17 protein-coding genes are annotated in these 19,471 nt (G+C 34.8%); 7 read left to right on the top strand and 10 right to left on the bottom strand.

What is annotated here, in order from left to right:
• Window positions 1–29: 29 nt before the first annotated feature.
• Entirely contained in the window at window positions 30–761 is a 732-nt protein-coding gene (locus tag NLG42_RS18650) for a YggS family pyridoxal phosphate-dependent enzyme (protein WP_257681876.1), read from the bottom strand.
• Window positions 762–922: 161 nt separating this feature from the next.
• Between NLG42_RS18650 and NLG42_RS18645 the strand changes: the two genes are divergently transcribed.
• Together NLG42_RS18645 and NLG42_RS18640 are read left to right on the top strand one after the other, a co-directional pair.
• Window positions 923–1,150 carry a thioredoxin domain-containing protein gene (locus NLG42_RS18645; protein ID WP_089059321.1) on the top strand — a complete coding sequence of 76 codons (228 nt, stop codon included), beginning with the start codon at window positions 923–925 and terminating at the stop codon, window positions 1,148–1,150.
• Window positions 1,151–1,430: 280 nt separating this feature from the next.
• A complete protein-coding gene (locus NLG42_RS18640; RefSeq protein ID WP_089059320.1) occupies window positions 1,431–1,694 on the top strand; it encodes a DUF2024 family protein in 264 nt (87 codons plus the stop codon).
• Window positions 1,695–2,374: 680 nt separating this feature from the next.
• On the opposite strand, the gene pdxR is transcribed toward NLG42_RS18640, so the two are convergent.
• Window positions 2,375–3,787 carry a MocR-like pyridoxine biosynthesis transcription factor PdxR gene (pdxR, locus tag NLG42_RS18635; RefSeq protein ID WP_257681875.1) on the bottom strand — a complete coding sequence of 471 codons (1,413 nt, stop codon included), beginning with the start codon at window positions 3,785–3,787 and terminating at the stop codon, window positions 2,375–2,377.
• Window positions 3,788–3,884: 97 nt separating this feature from the next.
• Between pdxR and NLG42_RS18630 the strand changes: the two genes are divergently transcribed.
• Window positions 3,885–4,346 carry a cupin domain-containing protein gene (locus tag NLG42_RS18630; RefSeq protein WP_089059318.1) on the top strand — a complete coding sequence of 154 codons (462 nt, stop codon included), beginning with the start codon at window positions 3,885–3,887 and terminating at the stop codon, window positions 4,344–4,346.
• A gap of 13 nt (window positions 4,347–4,359) precedes the next feature.
• Complete coding sequence (locus tag NLG42_RS18625; RefSeq protein ID WP_257681874.1) at window positions 4,360–5,250, top strand: dihydrodipicolinate synthase family protein; 891 nt, start codon at window positions 4,360–4,362, stop codon at window positions 5,248–5,250.
• A 263-nt stretch (window positions 5,251–5,513) separates the two neighbouring features.
• On the opposite strand, the gene NLG42_RS18620 is transcribed toward NLG42_RS18625, so the two are convergent.
• Genes NLG42_RS18620 through NLG42_RS18610 form a run of 3 tightly spaced genes read right to left on the bottom strand, consistent with a single transcriptional unit; the run spans window position 5,514 to window position 7,599 of the window.
• Entirely contained in the window at window positions 5,514–5,807 is a 294-nt protein-coding gene (locus NLG42_RS18620; RefSeq protein ID WP_089054716.1) for a DUF3861 family protein, read from the bottom strand.
• A 17-nt stretch (window positions 5,808–5,824) separates the two neighbouring features.
• Window positions 5,825–6,553 carry a LytR/AlgR family response regulator transcription factor gene (locus tag NLG42_RS18615; protein ID WP_089054715.1) on the bottom strand — a complete coding sequence of 243 codons (729 nt, stop codon included), beginning with the start codon at window positions 6,551–6,553 and terminating at the stop codon, window positions 5,825–5,827.
• A gap of 2 nt (window positions 6,554–6,555) precedes the next feature.
• Window positions 6,556–7,599 carry a sensor histidine kinase gene (locus tag NLG42_RS18610; RefSeq protein ID WP_089059315.1) on the bottom strand — a complete coding sequence of 348 codons (1,044 nt, stop codon included), beginning with the start codon at window positions 7,597–7,599 and terminating at the stop codon, window positions 6,556–6,558.
• Window positions 7,600–7,866: 267 nt separating this feature from the next.
• Here NLG42_RS18610 and NLG42_RS18605 point away from each other — a divergent pair, with 267 nt between their 5' ends.
• The 3 genes from NLG42_RS18605 to NLG42_RS18595 are packed head-to-tail and all read left to right on the top strand — an operon-like array spanning window position 7,867 to window position 13,625.
• On the top strand, window positions 7,867–9,030 hold the full coding sequence (locus tag NLG42_RS18605; RefSeq protein WP_257681873.1) for an efflux RND transporter periplasmic adaptor subunit: 1,164 nt from the start codon (window positions 7,867–7,869) through the stop codon (window positions 9,028–9,030).
• 2 nt (window positions 9,031–9,032) lie between these two features.
• Window positions 9,033–12,200: an efflux RND transporter permease subunit gene (locus NLG42_RS18600; RefSeq protein WP_257681872.1), complete on the top strand. Its 3,168-nt coding sequence runs from the start codon at window positions 9,033–9,035 to the stop codon at window positions 12,198–12,200.
• 48 nt (window positions 12,201–12,248) lie between these two features.
• The gene (locus NLG42_RS18595) at window positions 12,249–13,625 is read left to right on the top strand and encodes an efflux transporter outer membrane subunit (RefSeq protein WP_395381798.1); all 1,377 of its coding nucleotides are present in this window, start codon (window positions 12,249–12,251) and stop codon (window positions 13,623–13,625) included.
• Window positions 13,626–13,983: 358 nt separating this feature from the next.
• On the opposite strand, the gene fucP is transcribed toward NLG42_RS18595, so the two are convergent.
• The 5 genes from fucP to NLG42_RS18570 form a co-directional block, all read right to left on the bottom strand.
• Complete coding sequence (fucP, locus tag NLG42_RS18590) at window positions 13,984–15,288, bottom strand: L-fucose:H+ symporter permease (RefSeq protein ID WP_257681871.1); 1,305 nt, start codon at window positions 15,286–15,288, stop codon at window positions 13,984–13,986.
• A 72-nt stretch (window positions 15,289–15,360) separates the two neighbouring features.
• The gene (locus NLG42_RS18585) at window positions 15,361–15,804 is read right to left on the bottom strand and encodes a MaoC/PaaZ C-terminal domain-containing protein (RefSeq protein WP_129053562.1); all 444 of its coding nucleotides are present in this window, start codon (window positions 15,802–15,804) and stop codon (window positions 15,361–15,363) included.
• Between the two features lie 125 nt (window positions 15,805–15,929).
• A complete protein-coding gene (locus tag NLG42_RS18580; RefSeq protein ID WP_257681870.1) occupies window positions 15,930–16,988 on the bottom strand; it encodes a Gfo/Idh/MocA family oxidoreductase in 1,059 nt (352 codons plus the stop codon).
• A 107-nt stretch (window positions 16,989–17,095) separates the two neighbouring features.
• Window positions 17,096–18,328, bottom strand: a complete 1,233-nt coding sequence (locus NLG42_RS18575; RefSeq protein ID WP_257681869.1) for an extracellular solute-binding protein — start codon at window positions 18,326–18,328, stop codon at window positions 17,096–17,098.
• Between the two features lie 3 nt (window positions 18,329–18,331).
• The gene (locus NLG42_RS18570) at window positions 18,332–19,468 is read right to left on the bottom strand and encodes a CaiB/BaiF CoA transferase family protein (RefSeq protein ID WP_257681868.1); all 1,137 of its coding nucleotides are present in this window, start codon (window positions 19,466–19,468) and stop codon (window positions 18,332–18,334) included.
• Between the last annotated feature and the right edge of the window lie 3 nt (window positions 19,469–19,471).

The raw sequence follows: 19,471 nt of genomic DNA, 5'->3' as shown, positions 1-19,471 counted from the left end.
GTGTGTTTTATTAGATGCAAAATTATGCTTTATTCTGCAATATTTTCATTCCATATTTCTTTTCCTAGAAAACGATTACCAAATATTGAAGTTCCTACTCTTACCATATTAGAACCTTCGGCGATAGCCAGTTCAAGATCTTGAGACATTCCCATTGAAAGCTTTAAATGCGTTATACCTTCAATTTGAGCATCATAAATTTCTTCTCTTATTTTTCTAAGTAATTGTAAGGACGGACGCATTTTTTCTTTCTCAACGTCTAATAAACCAATCGTCATTAAACCTTTTATATTTAAAGTTTTGTACTTTTTTATTTCTCTAATAAAAGAGACAACTTCATTTGGTGCAAGTCCAAATTTACTTTCTTCAAATGAGGTGTTTACTTGAATAAAAACATCGATGCTTCTGTCTTCTTTTAGTAATTGTTTATTTAGTTCTTCCGCTAAAGATAATCGGTCTAAAGATTGAATGCAGGCTGCATATTTTAAAACGTCTTTGACTTTGTTGGTTTGAAGATGTCCAATAAAATGACGTTCGATATTTAAATTTTTTAAACCAGAATCTTTATCGCGAAGTTCCTGCATTTTGTTTTCGCCAATAAGAGTTTCGCCAGCTTCTATTGCAATTCGTATTTTGTCTGCAGGGACAGTTTTAGTCGCCAATAATAACTGTACATCTGATGTATTTCGGTTAGAAAGTCTGCAGGCATCTTCAATACGTTGATGAACTTGCTTTAAATTGTAAATAGTATCTTCCTTCATAGCTGCAAAGTTAAAAGCATTATGAAGCGTAAAAAAGATCCAGTTTTGAGTATTTCAAATGGTCCAGTTTCTTCTATAAATGAGAAAACTGGATTATTTAATGGCTTTATATCCTTTCTAATTTTGTCATGGCAATAAAGTCAAATTAAAAACAAGTAAAAATGAGCAAATCAATTTTTTATCACGCCGGCTGTCCAGTTTGTGTAAGTGCCGAACACGACATTTTAAATTTAGTTAAAGATGTTGAAGTAGTAAACATTGGAGAAGACAGAGCGAGAATTTCAGAAGCTCAAAAAGCAGGAGTACAATCTGTACCTGCCTTAGTAACTCCAAACGGAAATGTGCTTCATATTAATTTTGGAGCCTCAATTGCTGATGTAATTGGATAGATATAAGTACCTCTTTAGAAATTATCTAAAGAGGTTTTATAGCCTTTAATTTTAGAATAATTTATATGTAATAATTTATTGGGTCTAATTAATAAAATAGGGTTTAACACATAGAAAAATAGATTTTCTGTGCGATACAAGAATATAAAAGAGAAATTCGTTTCTCTCACTTAGTTGACTAAGTATATTTAGAATAACTGAAATATCTTTTTGAGACTAGCATATTATGTTTCTATGAGTTTAAATAATGGCACCCAATATGTAAAATAATAAAAACAAGATGAAAGTAGCAGTATGGGATACTTATGTTACCCGAAAAGACGGAGAGATTATGCATTTTGACATTTTGGTTGATGAAAATACAAGCGATACAGAACAGGTTTTTGAATATGGAAAAACGTATCTAAAAAGTGTTTCGCAGGAAGGTCAGCCTTTAACTTCTAAAGAATGCAGATTTTGTCATATCGATAAAGCGCCTTTAGAAGTTGAAAATCAAATTCGTAAAAATGGCTTTTCGATTATTGAAATGGAAAATTGTAATTAACTTAGGTTTCTCAATTTAGTATAGACTGAAAATCATGTGTTTTCAGTCTTTTTTTGTTTTGTAGATATTTAAAGAGCGCAATGATCCTTTCTATTGGTTTTATTCCGATGAATAAAATTTTATTAAACACATAGAAACATAGGTACATTTTCTATAAAAGAATATAAAAGAGAAATACATTTCTGCACATAGCTCTGTATACTTAAAATAAGAGGAACGCCTTTTTTCGAATGCTTAAAAACCATACAGATAGTTCAATGTTATTAAGTTATGCGTTTTTTTTATTGAGTACCAGTAGGTTATTGCACATTTTTTTGTTTTGAAAGCTCCAGCGGAGCGGAATATTTATAGCACAATTTATTTCCACGCACAAAAAGCTCCAGAGGAGCGACATATTTTTGAAAAATACATGTTCTGCTCCTTCGGAGCTTGAAATCACGGGGTATCTAATTTTCTATACATATTCCGCTCCGCTGGAGCTTTTTTTAAATAGTATAATTTCAATGAATGTTGATTTTACGATGTTTATTATATCTAGAATTAAAAGTCATTACCCAAGCCTGAAAGGCGAACAAGTGAAGCAATCAAAAACTAGGACTAATTACATCATGTAATCCTTAACTTAATGACATTGCGCGACAGCTATCGGGACTATATGTTGAAAAAAGTATTTAATTAGTTTATAGATATTTAGAGAGCGCAATAATGCCTTCTTCTAGTTGTTTTTCACTGAGAGAGGCATAACCTAAACGCAGACCTAAAACAGGCTTTTCAAAACTGAACTTCTCAGGATTCATGACTTTGATTCCTTTGGTTAACAATTCATCACAGACTTTTTGAAGATTGGTTTCTGGACTTGGAACAATCCAAAAAGCCAAACCGCCTTCTGGTTTTATAAAAGTAATTTTGTCTTTAAGATGCAGTTTGCAAAGGCTTTCAAAGTAATCTCTTTTTGCTTTGTAAATTAAGCTCGTTCGCTTGAGATGTCTTTTTATTTTGCCTTCGTTAATAAGGTTTAAGACCGCTTCTTCCATGATATTATCACCTTGAACGTCGATGATTTTTCTGTGTTTTCCAATTTTCTCTACGTTTTCTACTGAACTTGCCAGATAACCAATTCGCAGTGCAGGAGCTACAATTTTGCTTAACGTGCCTATATAAACAAAGTTTTTTGCTTTGCTGTAACTCGAAATTGGTAAAATTGGTCGTTGTCCGAAATGAAATTCGTTATCGTAGTCATCCTCAATAATTGTAAAATTATATTGATTGGATAATTCGATTAATTTCAGTCTTTTTTTCAAGCTCATTGTAACCGTCGTTGGAAATTGGTGATGCGGTGTAACATAAATGGCTTTTATATTTTTATGTTTTTTTAGATAAGCTTCAACTTCATGTAAATCTAAACCATCTGATTCGACACTTACTGGAAGCAATTTTGCACCTGCATTTTCAAAAGCTTCCCAAGCAGGTTTGTAGCCGGGATTCTCGATTATCACAAAATCATCTTTAGTTAGCAAACAATGAGCTGCTAGATACATTGCCATTTGACTTCCTCTTGTAATACAGATTTCATTTGCCGAAACGTTCATTCCTCTTTTAAAATTTAGCATCTGGACTATCGCTTTTCTAAATTCAATATCACCAAGTTCAGTGCTGTATCCCATAATTTGTCTTCGGGATTTTCTATTAAAAATCTCCCTGTAAGCACGAGCAAGATCATTCATTGGCGCAAGACTGCTGTCGGGTAGTCCATCATCAAAAACAAGATGCGTTTTTGCTTCCGTTATCGATGTGTTAATCTGAGAATCGTTCTTTTTATCACAGAGCATATCAGGTGATAAATCTGCAATAAAAGTGCCTTTTCTATCGATTGTAATGAGCCAGCCTTCGGCGGTTAAAACGTCTAATGCTTCAATGACCGTGTTTCTGTTTACGTTCAGTAAACCAGCAAGTTGTCTACTTCCAGGTAAAGCATTCCCTGAAGTAAGTTTGTGTGACTTAATTGCGACGATAATAGCATCGGCAATTTGCAGATAAAGTGCTTTATCGGATTTCTTATCTAATTGAATTTCAAATTGCCATGGTCGTAACATCTGGACTAGTTGTTTGTTATAAAACTGTGTTGTCTGTGCAGTCCAAAGTTACAATATTTTTGTCACGCAATAATGCATCAACTAAAATTTAATGAACATGGAAACTAAAGAAAAAAAATTCTCATCAAAAGATTTTCATCAAACTTATGCAAGACCAAGTTTTGTAATGCCTGAAAAATTAATTCATAGAAATGTTGAAAAAGCAGGTGTTCATGATCAGTTTTCTACAGAAAGAAAACATCCAGTGTTTTTTGTCGATCTGCCAAGTAAAAATGTAAGTATGACTATTGGAGGATTATTGCCTGGACAATTAACGAATAGACATAGACATACTTATGAAACATTGTTGTATGTAATTGAAGGTTCTGGATATACTGAAATCGAAGATCAAAAAGTAGAGTGGAAGGCTGGAGATGCAGTTTATATTCCGGCTTGGACATGGCACAGACATCAGAATTTAAGCAATACTGAAAATGCAAAATACATTGCGACTGAAAATGCACCGCAATTGCAAAATTTAGGAGTTGCACTTAGAGAAGAAGAGGGAAGAGATCTATAAAAAAAGAAAAGAAATGAAAAACAAACAGTTTAAAGGTATTATTGCCTATCCAATTACGCCATTTGATGAAAATGAAAAAGTTGATATTAAGCTTTATAAGCAATTATTAGAGCGGTTAATTGTATCAGGATCTCACGCAGTTGCTCCACTGGGAAGTACAGGAGTTATGCCTTATTTGAATGATGAAGAAAAAGAGGCTATTACCGAAGCAACTGTTGAGCAGACAAAAGGGCGGGTTCCAATATTAGTAGGGGTTTCAAATTTAACGACTGAAAGAACTATTTATCACGCAAAAACTGCCGAGAAAGCGGGAGCCGATGCTGTAATGATTATTCCGATGAGTTATTGGAAACTAAGCGATGACGAAATTGTCAAACATTATGATGCTGTAGCAAAACAAATTTCGATTCCAATAATGGCTTACAATAATCCAGCTACAGCAGGAATTGATATGTCGCCTGCATTATTGAAAAGACTTCTTGAAATTCCGAATGTTACGATGATTAAGGAAAGTACAGGCGATGTTCAAAGAATGCATTATTTGAAGAAGGAGTTAGGCGAAGATGTTGCTTTTTACAACGGATCTAATCCGCTGGCGCTTTCTGCATTTGCTGCAGGAGCAGCGGGTTGGTGTACAGCAGCTCCCAATTTAATTCCTAAATTGAATATTGCCCTATACAACGCCATTCAGAACAATGATTTAAAAGAAGCTCAAAAAGTATTTTATAAGCAGATCAATTTATTGAAGTTTATTGTAGAAAAAGGACTTCCAAGAGCAATAAAATCTGGTTTGAATACTATGGGAATTGACGGTGGAAAATTAAGAAAACCGTTATTACCGTTAACTGAAAAAGAAAGCAGCGAACTTAGTACTATTTTAAAATTAGTTAATGATTTGAATTAGTTAAGCGGAATAATTACCGTAGTATAATCATTAAACACATAGAAACATTCCCGATAGCTATCGGGATTGATTACTTAAAAAAGGCATTTCACTTATCTTAAATGCACAAAGACGACTATGTTAGAGGAATAAATTTCTCTTTTGTATTCTTTTACCGAAAATGAAGCTATGTTTCTATGTGTTAATAAAAAATGATCATGAATTAGGACAATAAAAAAACAGCCAAACTTGATTATCAGGTTTGGCTGTTTTTATGTATAAAATTATAAACTTTTAAGCTTTTTCATGAAGATAGGAAACACTTCGTTTAATTCGTCAAACAAAGGATTTTTGCGATGCTTGATGTGTATTTCATTAAATAGTTTTAAACCTACTGCAAACTGTGTTGCTTCATGCGGATTATCGAATATGTTTTTGTCTTTTATTTTTTCTATGATTCCAAAGATTTCATCGTGATTACTAAACTCCAGTCCAAGTTCTTTTGCGGGTTCTGTTTCACCATTTGCATATTGTTTTAGACTTAATGTCAAATGATATTTGTTTGATCTTTTTTCCATGATATTCTATTTCAATTTTATTTTAACCATTTATCTACGATGGTTTTAAAAGTTTCTTTGTATTGCTCGCCTACTGTAATTTCAAATTTTCCAATAAAAAGGGAGTTTTTACTAATAGCAGTAATTTGATCCAGCGAAACAATAAATGAGCGGTGAACTCTCATAAATTTGGTTGAAGGCAGTTTTTCTTCCAGTGCTTTTAAGGATATAAGTGAGAGCACAGTTTTTTGAGAATCATCGAGATGTACTTTTACATAATCTTTCAAACTTTCTATATATAAAATATGCTTTAAAGAAATTCTAACCCATTGATATTCTACTTTTAAGAAAATAAACTCATCATCGGCAGTAATAGACTGAAATTGGTTAGAGTTATCTTCTGTTAATTGCAGTACTTTGTTTGCGGCGCGTAAAAACTCTTCATAACTAAAAGGTTTTAACAAATAGTCTACAGCATTTACTCTATAACCTTCTATTGCATAATGGTTGTAAGCTGTTGTAAAAACAATTCGCGGCAGTGATCCCGGCTGGTCTTGCAAAAGTCGAGCGAGTTCCATGCCGGTTAAATTTGGCATGTTTATATCCAAGAAAACAAGATCTGGCTGTTTATCGCGAATCAAAGCCATAGCTTCAACTGCATTATCACAGCTTGCGCTCAATTGTAAAAAAGGCGTTTGCTCAATAAAAGTTTCCACGAGCTTTAATGCGAGTGGTTCATCGTCTACAGCTATACATTTTAATACCATCGTTAATCTAAAGTTAAGTGCAGTTTTACATTGTATTTGCCATTTGGGGCAATACCGGCTTTTAAAGTATGCTTGTCAGGGTAAATTAAATGCAGTCTGCGTTTTGTATTTGTTAACCCAATACCGCCTTCATTTGTGGTTGAAGATTTTTCGAAATATGTATTTTCTACTTCAAATTCTAATGTGCTGTCCTTCTGCCTCAGAGAAATATGTATTTCACTTTTATCAGTAGCATGAACACCATGTTTAAAGGCATTTTCTACTAAAGGTAGTAATAACATTGGAACTATTGGGTAATCGTGAATTTTTTGCGGGATATCAGTTGTAATAGTAAGTTTACTGTTGGCACGAAGTTTCATTAAAGCAATAAAATCCTTCATAAAGTCAGCTTCTTTTAGTAAAGTTGTCGTTTCTTCAGTGCTATAAAGTAAGTAACGCATCATTCGGCTTAAAGTATGCAGTGCATTTCTGGAATCTTCAATATCAGTATAAGTCAGCGAATAAATACTATTAAGGGAATTAAAGAAAAAGTGCGGATTTATTTGAGCTTTAAGCATTGCTAGTTCAGCCATTGTTTTATCCTGTTCGAGCTTTTGCTTATGCTGAGCCGCTTTTTGCCAATGTTGCAGCATCGCCCAGCTCGTACTGATTCCTAGAACCAATAAAGTCAGCATTAAAACATAATTGTCAAAATAAGGACTTTTATACTTTCTTAATCCTAAAACCAAGCGTATTTTACTGTGAAGATCTGTTTGCGATGTATAAAAATAAGCAATGATCTGCATGGCAAAAACAATCAGCAAAGCCCACAGCAAAAATGGTGAAGTATTATCTTTTATTATGGTTTTTGGAACTATAATTCGGGCATTCGAATAGAAAACAATTATTAATAAAAACAGCACTATTATCTGCCAAATCCAAAAAACCGTTGGAAGCACTACATTCCAGGTTAAAGGGATGTAAAACAACATGATAAATCCCAATAACAACCAGCTCAAAATATGCAGTCCGGTAAATAAATAAGGTCTAAAAATGTTTGAAGCCATTATATGTTTTTCTTTTTTTATGACAATATTACATTTTATTTAAATAGGATATAAAAGCAATCGCTAAAAAGAGATTTAGAGACTTTATAAACCTCATTATAACCGATGAGTTTAGAAATTAAACAGTTGTTTAATTTCTGAAAAATTTCATCGGCTGTCAGCTGATCTCTATCGATTGTCTTTTGCTTTTCGTCTATTTCCTATTTTTCGCGTAGTGTATTTTAGTTCTTTTGCTTACTAATAAATAGATAATTACACATTTTAACAATGAATAAGCAATCGTTTTTAAGCATTTTCGCAGCATCAATTATTATCGCATCTTGTGGTAATAAAAATGATAAATCGGCTCAAGCCGGAGGCGTACCACAAGTTAAAGAGTATAAAACGCTGACATTACAGCCAGAATCGGCTACACTAAACAGCGATTATCCTGCTAGTATTCAAGGACAGCAGAATATAGATATTCGCCCAAGAGTTGAAGGTTATATTGACAAAATTTTTGTTGATGAAGGTGCGGTAGTAAAAGCAGGCCAGCCATTGTTTAAAATCAGTGCACCAGAATATGAGCAGCAAGTACGAACTGCTGCAGCAAGCATTAAAAGTGCACAGGCAGACTTAAGTACTGCAAAACTTGCAGTTAACAAAGTAAAACCATTAGTCGAAAAAGGTATTATAAGCAAATACGATTTAGAATCAGCTCAATATACTTATGAATCGGCATTAGCAGCTTTAGCGCAGGCAAATGCAGCTTTGGTAAATGCCAAAATCAATTTAGGATATACAACAGTAACAAGTCCAGTTGACGGCGTTGTAGGTTCAATCCCATTTCGTTTAGGAAGTTTAGTAAGTTCTAATACTGCCGAAGCTTTAACAACAGTTTCGAGCATAGGAAATGTGTATGCTTATTTTGCTATGAATGAAAAAGCACTTTTAAACTTTACTAAAGATAATACTGGAATATCGTTAAGTCAGAAAATTAAAAGTCTGCCGGATGTTTCTTTATTACTTTCAGATGGTTCAACTTACGATCAAAAAGGAAAAATAGAAACTGTAAACGGGCTGATTAATACCGAAACAGGAACTGTAAATATTAGAGCTCGTTTCTCAAATCCAAAAGGAATTATTAGAAGTGGAAGCAGTACAACAGTAAGAATTCCGAGTGAAGTAAAAGACGCTATGATTGTTCCTCAAAGTGCAACATTTGAACTTCAGGATAAAATTTTTGCTGTAGTAGTAGGAAAAGATGGCAAAACAAAAAATGTCAATATTACGATCCTTGAAAACACTGCCAAAAACTATTACGTAGTGACAAGCGGCTTAAAAACAGGAGATGAAATTGTATTAGAAGGAGTAGCTTCTCTAAAAGAAGGAAGTGAGATTAAAGCTAATAATCAAAAATCAGAAATGATTTATGCTGACTTAAAACAATAAAGATGTTTAAAAAATTTATACAAAGACCCGTACTCTCGACGGTAATATCTGTTATTATTGTCATTTTAGGTATTTTAGGCCTAATAGAGTTACCTATTTCTCAATATCCGGATATTGCGCCTCCTACAGTAAACGTAGCGGCGAGTTATACAGGAGCAAATGCCGACGTAGTACTTAAAAGTATTGTAATTCCGCTTGAAGAGCAGATTAATGGTGTAGAGAACATGACTTACATGACTTCTACAGCAACAAATGATGGAAATGCTTCGATTAAAATTTTCTTTAAAGTTGGTACAGATCCTGATTTAGCAGCGGTAAACGTTCAAAATAGAGTTTCAAGAGCAACAAGTTTATTACCAGTTGAGGTAACTCAGGCAGGGGTTACAGTAACCAAAAGTCAGAGTAGTAACTTGTTGATATTCTCTTTATACAGTGAGGATAAAGCTTACGATCAAACGTTTCTTCAAAATTATGCTAAGATCAATCTTGTTCCACAGATTCAGCGTGTAGTTGGAGTAGGAGATGTAACTGTTTTTGGTGCAAAAGATTACTCGATGCGAATTTGGCTGAAACCAGATGTAATGCAGCAATATAAATTGATTCCGAGTGATATTTCGGCAGCTTTGGCAGAACAAAATATCGAAGCGGCGCCAGGTAAATTTGGTGAAAACGGAAATCAAGCATTTCAATATGTAATTAAATACAAAGGACGTTTAACCAGCGCTCAAGAATTTGAGGATATCGTTATTAAATCAGTTGGAAACGGACAAATGCTCCGACTTAAAGATGTGGCTAAAGTTGAGTTAGGATCTTTAAGTTATGCTCAAACGATTAAAACAAATGGTGTCGAATCGGCAGCGATGGCGATCAGTCAGACTCCGGGATCGAATGCACGTGATGTAATCATCAATTCTAAAAAGTTAATTGAAGAAGCGGCGAAGACTTTTCCAAAAGGTATGAAATATACCATTATGGTGGATGTTAATGAAAATCTAGATGCTTCTATCGAGAAAGTAATTCATACTTTGATCGAAGCTTTTATATTAGTTTTTATCGTAGTATTTATTTTCCTTCAAGATTTTAGATCAACTTTAATTCCAGCAATTGCGGTTCCGGTTGCGATTGTGGGAACATTCTTCTTCCTGAATTTATTCGGATTTACGATCAACTTATTGACGCTTTTCGCTATGGTTCTTGCTATTGGTATTGTTGTCGATGATGCAATTGTCGTCGTCGAGGCGGTTCACGCCAAATTAGATGACGGTTATAAATCGGCTAAAAAAGCGACTATTCATGCAATGGACGAAATTTCTGGAGCGATTATTTCGATTACTTTAGTAATGGCTGCGGTATTTATTCCAGTAACATTTATTACAGGATCTACAGGGGTTTTCTACAAGCAGTTTGGTATTACACTGGCTGTTGCGATTATACTTTCGGCAGTAAATGCTTTGACGCTGAGTCCGGCTTTGTGTGCACTTTTACTTAAACCGCATGCTGACGATCATAAACATAAAAGTTATTTACAGCGTTTTTATACTTCATTTAACGTTGCATTTGATAATGTAACAGAAAGATACAAACGTTCGGTAAGTTTCCTTTCGGTAAAAAAATGGATTGTATTAGCTTCAATTTTGATTGCTGGTCTGGCATTATTTTATATGATGAAAACAACGCCTTCTGCTTTCGTTCCTTCGGAAGATCAGGGAACTGTTTTTGCCAATATCAGCTTACCGCCATCAGCTTCTATGGAGCGTTCGGATATAATGGCTAAAAAAGTCGACAGTATTGCAAAGACAATTCCAGGAGTTAAAAATACACTTCGTATTGTTGGACAAAACTTTACCGCTGGAGCGGGAAGTGCTTACAGTATGGTTATTGTAAAATTAGTGCCGTGGGATGAACGTGAATTAAGTGTAAATGATGTTATTGGACAGCTTTTTGCTAAAACAAGCGGAATTCGTGAAGCCAATATTTTCTTTATTTCACCGCCGACTATTCAAGGTTTCGGACAAAGTGGTGGATTCGAATTTCAGCTTCAGGATAAAGGAGGACACACAACTGCTGAGTTCTTTAAAGTGAATACGGAGTTTTTAGAAAAGTTATCTAAACGTCCAGAAATACAATACGCGACAACACCTTTTAATCCTGGTTTCCCTCAATATATGATGGACATTAATTTGGCAAAAGCCAAAGATGCAGGAGTTTCGATAAACACAATTTTATCAACTATGCAGGGATATTATGGTGGATTGTATGCGTCGAATTTCAATAAGTTCGGAAAGCAATATCGTGTGATGATTCAGGCTTCGCCAGAATTTAGAACTAATACAGAAGGATTAAATAAAATCTTTATTCGTAACAGTGCAGGAAACATGGCTCCAATTACAGAGTTTGTAAAAATGACCAGAGTTTTTGGACCAGAATCGATTTCAAGATTTAACCTTTTCTCTTCTATTTCGATTACAGGAGCTCCAAATCCAGGATTTAGTTCTGGAGATGCGATTAAAGCAATCCAAGAAGTTGCAGCAGAAAATCTGCCTGCAGGCTACGGATACGAATTTTCAGGATTAACGCGTGAGGAGTTAGCATCAGGAAGTGAAACGATTTTCATCTTTATTTTGTGTTTAGTATTCGTTTACTTCTTATTAAGTGCACAGTATGAAAGTTATATTCTGCCGTTTGCGGTATTATTTTCAATTCCGTTTGGATTGGCGGGAGCGTATTTGTTCTCGATTGTGTTCAAGCTAAACAGTAATATTTACCTGCAGATTTCCTTAATCATGCTTATTGGACTTCTTGCGAAGAACGGTATTTTGATCGTCGAATTTGCCCTTGATAGAAGACGTAAAGGTCTGCCAATCGTACAAGCGGCAATTGAAGGAGCTGTAGCACGTTTGCGACCAATTTTAATGACTTCGTTTGCCTTTATTTTAGGACTTGTTCCTTTAATGTTTGCTACTGGAGCAGGAGCTGTAGGAAATAGATCGATTGGAACAGGAGCTGTTGGAGGTATGTTAATTGGAACCATTTTGGGAGTATTTGTAATTCCGGTTCTGTTTATCATTTTCCAAACCTTACAAGAAAGAGTAAGCGGTCCTGCAAAAGACGGTTATGATGATGAAGACGATGATGAGGAAATTCAGTTACTAGAAACTCACAAGGAGTAAAATTTAATTAAAACAGAGATGACTAATAGTTCAAATAAATATATTCTGATGGTAATCACAGCCGCACTTTTAAGTGCGTGCTCGATTACCAAAAAGTACGAACGTCCAACAACGCTCTCAACAGATAAGCTGTATCGTGAGCAGACTTCTGCCGATTCAACTACAATTGCTGATATGCCTTGGCAGAGTGTTTTTAAAGATGAAAAATTAAATGCGTTAATTCAAAAAGGATTAGACCAAAATCTTAATCTGAAAAATGCAATTGAAAATATTGTGCAGTCGAGAGCTGCTTTGCGTCAAAGTAAATTAGCATATTATCCAACATTAAACGTAGATGCAAACATTACGCGAAACAAGCAATCACAAGCGGGACTTAATTTTCCTCCAGGAATTAATATCAATACATTAACTACAACCCATAAACTAGGCTTAAGTTCTTCTTGGGAAATTGATGTTTGGGGAAAACTAAGCAGTTCAAAAAGAGCAGCTTTAGCTTCTTATCTTGCTACAGATGCTGCAAAGCAAGCAATTCAGACACAATTGATTTCAGACATTGCAAATAATTATTTCTTGTTGTTAGCTTATGATAAACAATTAGCAATTACAGAAGCTACATTGGCAAGTCGTATTAAGAACGTTGAAACCATTAAAGCATTAAAAGAAGGTGCTATTGTAACTGGTGCAGCTGTAGTGCAAAGTGAAGCCAATCAGCATGCTGCTGAGGTATTGATTCCAGATTTAAAACAAAGCATTCGCGAAACCGAGAATGCAATAAATATTTTGTTAGGGCAGGCGCCTGGAGCAATTGAAAGAGGAGTATTAGGTACGCAGATTATTCCTGAGAATATTGCTGTAGGCATGCCTTCACAATTGTTGCACAATCGCCCGGATGTTCGTCAAGCTGAATTTAATTTCAGAGTTGCTTTTGAATCAACGAATTTGGCTAAAACTTATTTTTACCCAAGTTTGACACTTACAGCCAGCAGCGGATTTTCGAATTTAGAGTTGAAAGATTTCTTTAGTAATTCTATTTTCTACTCGATTATTGGCGGTTTAACGCAGCCAATTTTTAATCAAGGACTTAACAAAATGAGATTGACAACTGCGCAGTCACAACAATTACAAGCGTACAATAATTTTCAACAAAGTCTTTTAAATGCTGGACAAGAAGTTTCAAATGCTTTGTATGCTTATGAGATGGCAGTAGAAAAAGAAGATTCAAGAGAAAAACAAATTGAAGCTTTAGAAAAAGCAGTCGATTTTACGCAACAGCTTTTAGAATACAGCTCAGCAACAAATTACACCGATGTATTAACTTCAGAACAAAACCTTTTAGCAGCGCAATTGAGCGGTGTAAATGATAACCTGCAAAAACTGCAAGCCGTTGTTGATTTGTACAGATCTCTTGGCGGAGGCTGGAAATAGAAGTAAAAGCAATAAAAATTCCACAATGATCATGTTTCTTCGATGATCGCCTATTAATTAAATTTAAACATGACGAAAAACGCCTCAATTAATTGAGGCGTTTTTTATTAAGTACAATCCGTTAAATGTATTTTTTTAACACATATTAGCATTCCCAATAGCTATTGGGATTGAAAACTTAGTAAAAGACATTTCACTAAATTAAAATACACAGAGCATTTTTATGTGTAAGAAACGTGTTTCTTTTTTGTATTCTCTTTTTAGCTATAATATCTATGTTTCTATGTGTTTAAATAAAATATTTAAGATTGGAGGTAAGAAGAAGGCAATATAGTTTAAATCTAAAATTTAAAATGATTTATTGTTTTAAAGCTTTCACTTTATGTCCGTACAAACCAAACGATAAAATAATCACAAAGCACAAAAGCGGAATAATATATCCTGATTGAATATCGTCATGCTTCATATCGATTAAAGTTCCCATTGCATAAGGAAGAATTGCACCGCCCACAATAGACATTACAAGCCAAGAAGAACCTGTTTCTGTATTCGATTTCAAACCAACTAATCCTAATGAGAATATAGTTGGAAACATAATTGACATAAAAAAGCCAATACCGCCAAGTGCGTAAATAACCACAATTCCAGTTCCGTAAATTGCTAATAAACAAAGCACGATACTGGCAGCGCAGTAAATCGAAAGTAAAACATAATCCTTTACAAACTTTAAGAAGAAAGTTCCAATAAAACGTCCTGCCATAAACAAGAAGCCATAAATACCAAGATAATATCCTGCTGTTTTTTCATCTAAACCTGCACCTTGCTGTGCAATTCTAATAAAGAAACTCGTAATACAAACCTGTGCGCCAACATAAAAGAACTGCGCTGCAACAGCCCAGCTTAAATGACGAAATTTTAAAACTGAGAAAAACCCCGGTTTAATTTCGGCTTCAGTATGCTGAGGTTTCATTGAAGGCAGATGCATGAAATAGAATATAATCGCTACCAAAACCAATACACTTCCTAAAATGATATAAGGCATTTTTACTGCAGCAGCTTCGCCTAATAGATACGATGCTTTTTCTGCTTCAGGCATTGCTGCCATTTGTTCCGGTGTGTGATTTGTACCAGAAAGGATAAATAATGAACCTACAATTGGAGCAATCATAGCCGCTAAACCGTTGAATGAAGCTGCTAAATTCAATCTTTTAGAAGATGATTCTGCAGGTCCTAATATGGCCGCATACGGATTGGCGCTTGTCTCTAAAATTGTTAATCCGCAGCCAATTACAAATAGTGCAAATAAAAACAATTCGTAAGTTCTCGTATTTGCAGCAGGCACAAATAAAAATGCTCCGGCAGCGAAAACCAATAAACCAGTGATAATACTGTTTTTATAACCAAATCGCTTAATAAGCATTCCGGCTGGAATGGCCATTATAAAATAAGCGAAAAACACCGAAGTATCAATCAATGTCGATTGACGGTTGTTTAATTCGCATGCCTTTTTTAAATGCGGAATTAAAATAGAATCCAGATTATGTGCCATTCCCCAAAGGAAAAATAAGCTGGTAATTAAAATAAATGGCAAAAGGTATTTTGTTCCCTTTCCGCCTTCTGACGTTACTTCGTGTGTGTCGCCAGTTTGGTTTGTTACTTGCATTAGTTAGTTTTTTTTAGTTTTTTAGTTGCTAAAATTCTGAAATACTAAGGTTCTGAGTTTTTTCTTGGCACCTTAGAATCTTTTCTTCACCAGTAATAAATGATCACATACCAAAACCACTTCACCTCTTTGGTTAATGATTTCAACATGTTCTGTTACGGTTCCCATTTCGGGATTTTTGGCTTCGCCTTTTTCAGAAATGGTAATTTCAGAATGGATTGTATCGCCGATATGAACTGGTTTTACAAAACGCATTTTATCATATCCTCTAGAAAAAGCTTCAGGATTTATTTCAGAAGCCGTTAGTCCGATACCAATGGCAAAAACCATAGTTCCGTGCGCAATACGCTGTCCGAATGGTTGTGTTTTACACCATTCAGCATCCATATGATGAGGAAAAAAATCTCCCGTATGTCCGGCATGAACCACAAAATCAGTTTCTGTAATGGTTCTGCCTAAAGTTACTCGCTTATCATCAAGTAAGTAATCCTCGAAAAATGTTGATTTGAAATACATAAATATTTAGTCGTAAAGTTGTAAAGTCTAAAGTTTGAAAGTCAAAAGTCTAAATTTGTAATGTTAAAAGTCATAAAGTGTTATAAAGCCAAACCTTTAAGACTTTCGACTTTTGACTTTAAGACTTAAATTAAAATTCCTCCGTTTGTGTTACTGATGTAGCAGGCTTCAACGACTTTCATGGTATCTAAAACGTCTTGAACGCTTGCTAATAATTTAGAATCTGAGCCTTCTTTAAAGCGCATTAAATTTGACATCGTTCCTATGAAAGCTTCTGGAAACCATGAGCCTTCAAGATCAACTTTTTTCCATTCATATTTGCCTTCTTCGTTTTCAATCGCATATTCAAAAAGGTCTGGAAGTCCGTCAGGATAATTCATCAGTAAACCCATTTTAGCTTTGATCGCTCCTTTTGTTCCTTCCCATTTTATGTAGCTTTCTTCGTGATTTGGGCCAAAATGATGATCGTGATTTGTGTTGATAACAACGTGTTTATCTTCGCCATAATCTAGAATAATAGTAGAACGGCATGATGATAATTTTTTAAGCGGATGTTTGGCTGTTTTCGCCATTACACTTTTCGGGTTTCCTAGAAAAGATCTGATACAATCAATGTAATGCACGCTGTGAAAAAGAATCTCCAATCTTGGATGTTCTTTGATTAGCGGAAACAATTCCCAAGGTGTATTTACCGTAACTTTAAATTCAAAATCGTATAAATCGCCAATCAATCCTTCATTAATTAAATATCTCGCGGCACTTACAAATGGTGAAAAACGAAGCTGAAAATTGATTGCTGCAACAAGATTTTTTCTTTCGCATACTTCGACAATCTCTTTTGCTTGAGCCAAGTCATTTCCCATTGGTTTCTGAATCAAAACTGCTGCGCCGTCAGGTAACTGTTCTAATATTTCGATATATTGATCAGGTAAAACCGTAATGTCGTAAACCGCATTTGATGGTGCGTTTTTAACGGCATCGGCAACATTTTCAAAAACATGCTGAATCTCAAATTCTTTAGCTAGATCGTATGCTTTTGCAATCGTTCTATTCGTAATGCCAAAAACCGTAAAACCAGCCATTTTATAGGCAGGCAAATGTGCGTCTTTCACAATTCCGCTGGCTCCAATAATGATAATCGGCTGTTTGGTTTCGGGCAGTAAAGGTTTATATGGAATATTCATTTTTTATATGTTTTTAGTTAATCAAGGAATTTTGATGAAGGTCTTATCGCCAAAACCAATATCCTCATTTTTATCATCCTGAAGAACGAGAGATGACAAGATTGTGGTTAAACATTTTGAATTAATTTTTCAATATTATGTTGTGTTATTTCCAAAAGTATTCGTGATGGAATTTCTGTTTCAATCGCTTTTAAAACCATCTGATCTATAAATTCTGTTACTTTAGGCCAAATTGGAGTTTGCGGTAAAGTCAAAGCATTTTCATGCAGCATTTCCAGTTTATGGTAATACGGAATCGTTTTATTAATTTCGGCATCATTCCAAGTCGATTTTCGGCATCCTATTCCACCTTCAGTAGTCAATAGTTTATCGCTTTCAGCCGTTGTTGCGAATCGTAAAAAATCGTAAGCCAATTGCTGATTTTTACTTCCTGTGCCAATTGTGTAGAGCCAATACACATTTAACGAAGCCGTTTTGCAGTCTGCGTTAAAAGGTAATTCTGTAATATCAACCTTGCCTTTTACTTTCGATTCATCGATAACTTCACACATTGAGGCAAAACCAAACCAATTTATAGCCATTGCAGCTTGTCCTTCGGCGAAAGCCATTCCTGCTTCAACAGAACCAAAATTTTTAGATCCCGGATGAACAGCATCAGCATTACTTACTATAGTTCTATAATAATCTAAAGCTTCAACAGCTTGATTATGATTGATATTAATTTGATTGTTATTGTCCAAAAGTGAGCCGCCGCGTGTCCATAACTGTAAACAGAAATCGAAAACCATATTATGACCGTCAGGATAATTGGCAAAAACACAGCCGTATAAATTGCTTTCTGGACGGTTAAAAAATGTTGCGATTTGGGTGAATTGCTCCCAAGTTTTAGGAGGGAACAATTCGTAACCAAATTGTTTCTTGAAGTTTTCTTTTTCTGTTGGATTTTCAAATAGATCCTTTCTAAAAATCAAGCACTCTGGACCATCATGAAACGGAAGACCAAACGTTCCGTTTTTAATTTGTTGTAAATGCAATAAAGATTTATGCCAGCCGTCAGGATAATTCTGCGGAGGATTTTGAGAAATAAAAGAGGTTAAATCTAGAACTGCTTTTTCATTTGCAGCATCAAAAATCCAATCTGTATTTATGTGTGCAATATCCCATTTTCCTTTTTTTAAACCTTTCTTTGTGATGGTTTCTTCATAAAGATCGTGCAGTTCCATTGGAATCATTTCAACATCAATCTCAATATTGTTTTTCAAACAAAAAGCATCCCACAACTTTTGCAGCGTGCTTTCGAAAGGAGAAAATTTTCTAACAGCGATTCTAAATTTGGCCATATTTTATGCTATAAACTCGTTTATAATTCGCTCGTTATCCTGTCCTAATTTTGGAGAACCTTTAGTTGATGTAAAATATTCACCGTCAATTTTTATAGGACATCTTGTAGTTTTATACGAATAGCCGTCAAGCATTTCAACCTGTTGTGTAAACTCTAAAACTTTAAAACCATCTTCTTTGAAAAGCTGTTCATAGTTTAAAACGCCTGCGCACCAAATGTCTGCCGGTTCTAAAATATCCAGCCAAAATTGTGTTTCTTGTGTCAATAGGTGAGAGGCTAAAATATTTTTGATTTCATCTCTAAGCGTAAACTTATTCTCTGGAAATTGCAACAATTCATCACATTTCAGTAATGAAGCCAAAACAGGAATTGATCCCATTGCCAAAGCCAGATAACCGTTTTTGGTTTCGTAAATTCCGTATGGCGCGCCTAGATAAGCATGAGCATTATTAGTTTTAGTTCGAACGGGCAATTCGCCGCCATCATTAAAGAAAGTTGTAATAGTCTCAAACTGAAAATCAAAAGCAGATTCGAGCATACTTACTTGAACAGTTCCGCCTGTATTTTGTGTTGTTTTTCTATATAAAGCAGCTAAAATTCCCTGTGCTAAATGTGCGCCCGCAAGCATGTCAACAATTGATAATCCCATTGGTACAGGACCATCTTCCTGATTACCGCTCAGCCAAGTTAAAGCCGTTAAAGATTGCAACAATAAATCCTGTCCTGGTAAATCTTTAAGTTCAGGATGATTTCCAAAACCCGAAATCGAAGCATAAACCACCGTTGGATTTATTGCTTTTACATCATCATAACTTAAACCAATGCGTTCCATTACGCCCGGTCTGAAATTATGCATGACAACATCGGCTTTTGCTAATATTTTTTTTAATTTTTGAAGTTCCTCAGGTTGTTTAAAATCAATGGCAAACGATTCTTTATTTCTGTTTATAGTATGAAAAACAGACGATTCACCATTCATGATTAAGTCAGAAGTATATAAGGTTCTGCAAATATCGCCAGTTCCTGGTTTTTCAATTTTTATAACGCGTGCGCCCAAATCAGCCAAGCGAAGACTTGCCGACGGACCTGAAAGAAACTGACTAAAATCTACTATTAAATAATCTTCTAATGGTTTCATTTT

This window comes from Flavobacterium plurextorum (genome assembly GCF_024638035.1).
Lineage (GTDB): Bacteria > Bacteroidota > Bacteroidia > Flavobacteriales > Flavobacteriaceae > Flavobacterium > Flavobacterium plurextorum.
The sequence above is the reverse complement of the archived record's forward strand: the minus strand, read 5'-3'. Positions and strand labels throughout refer to the sequence as shown.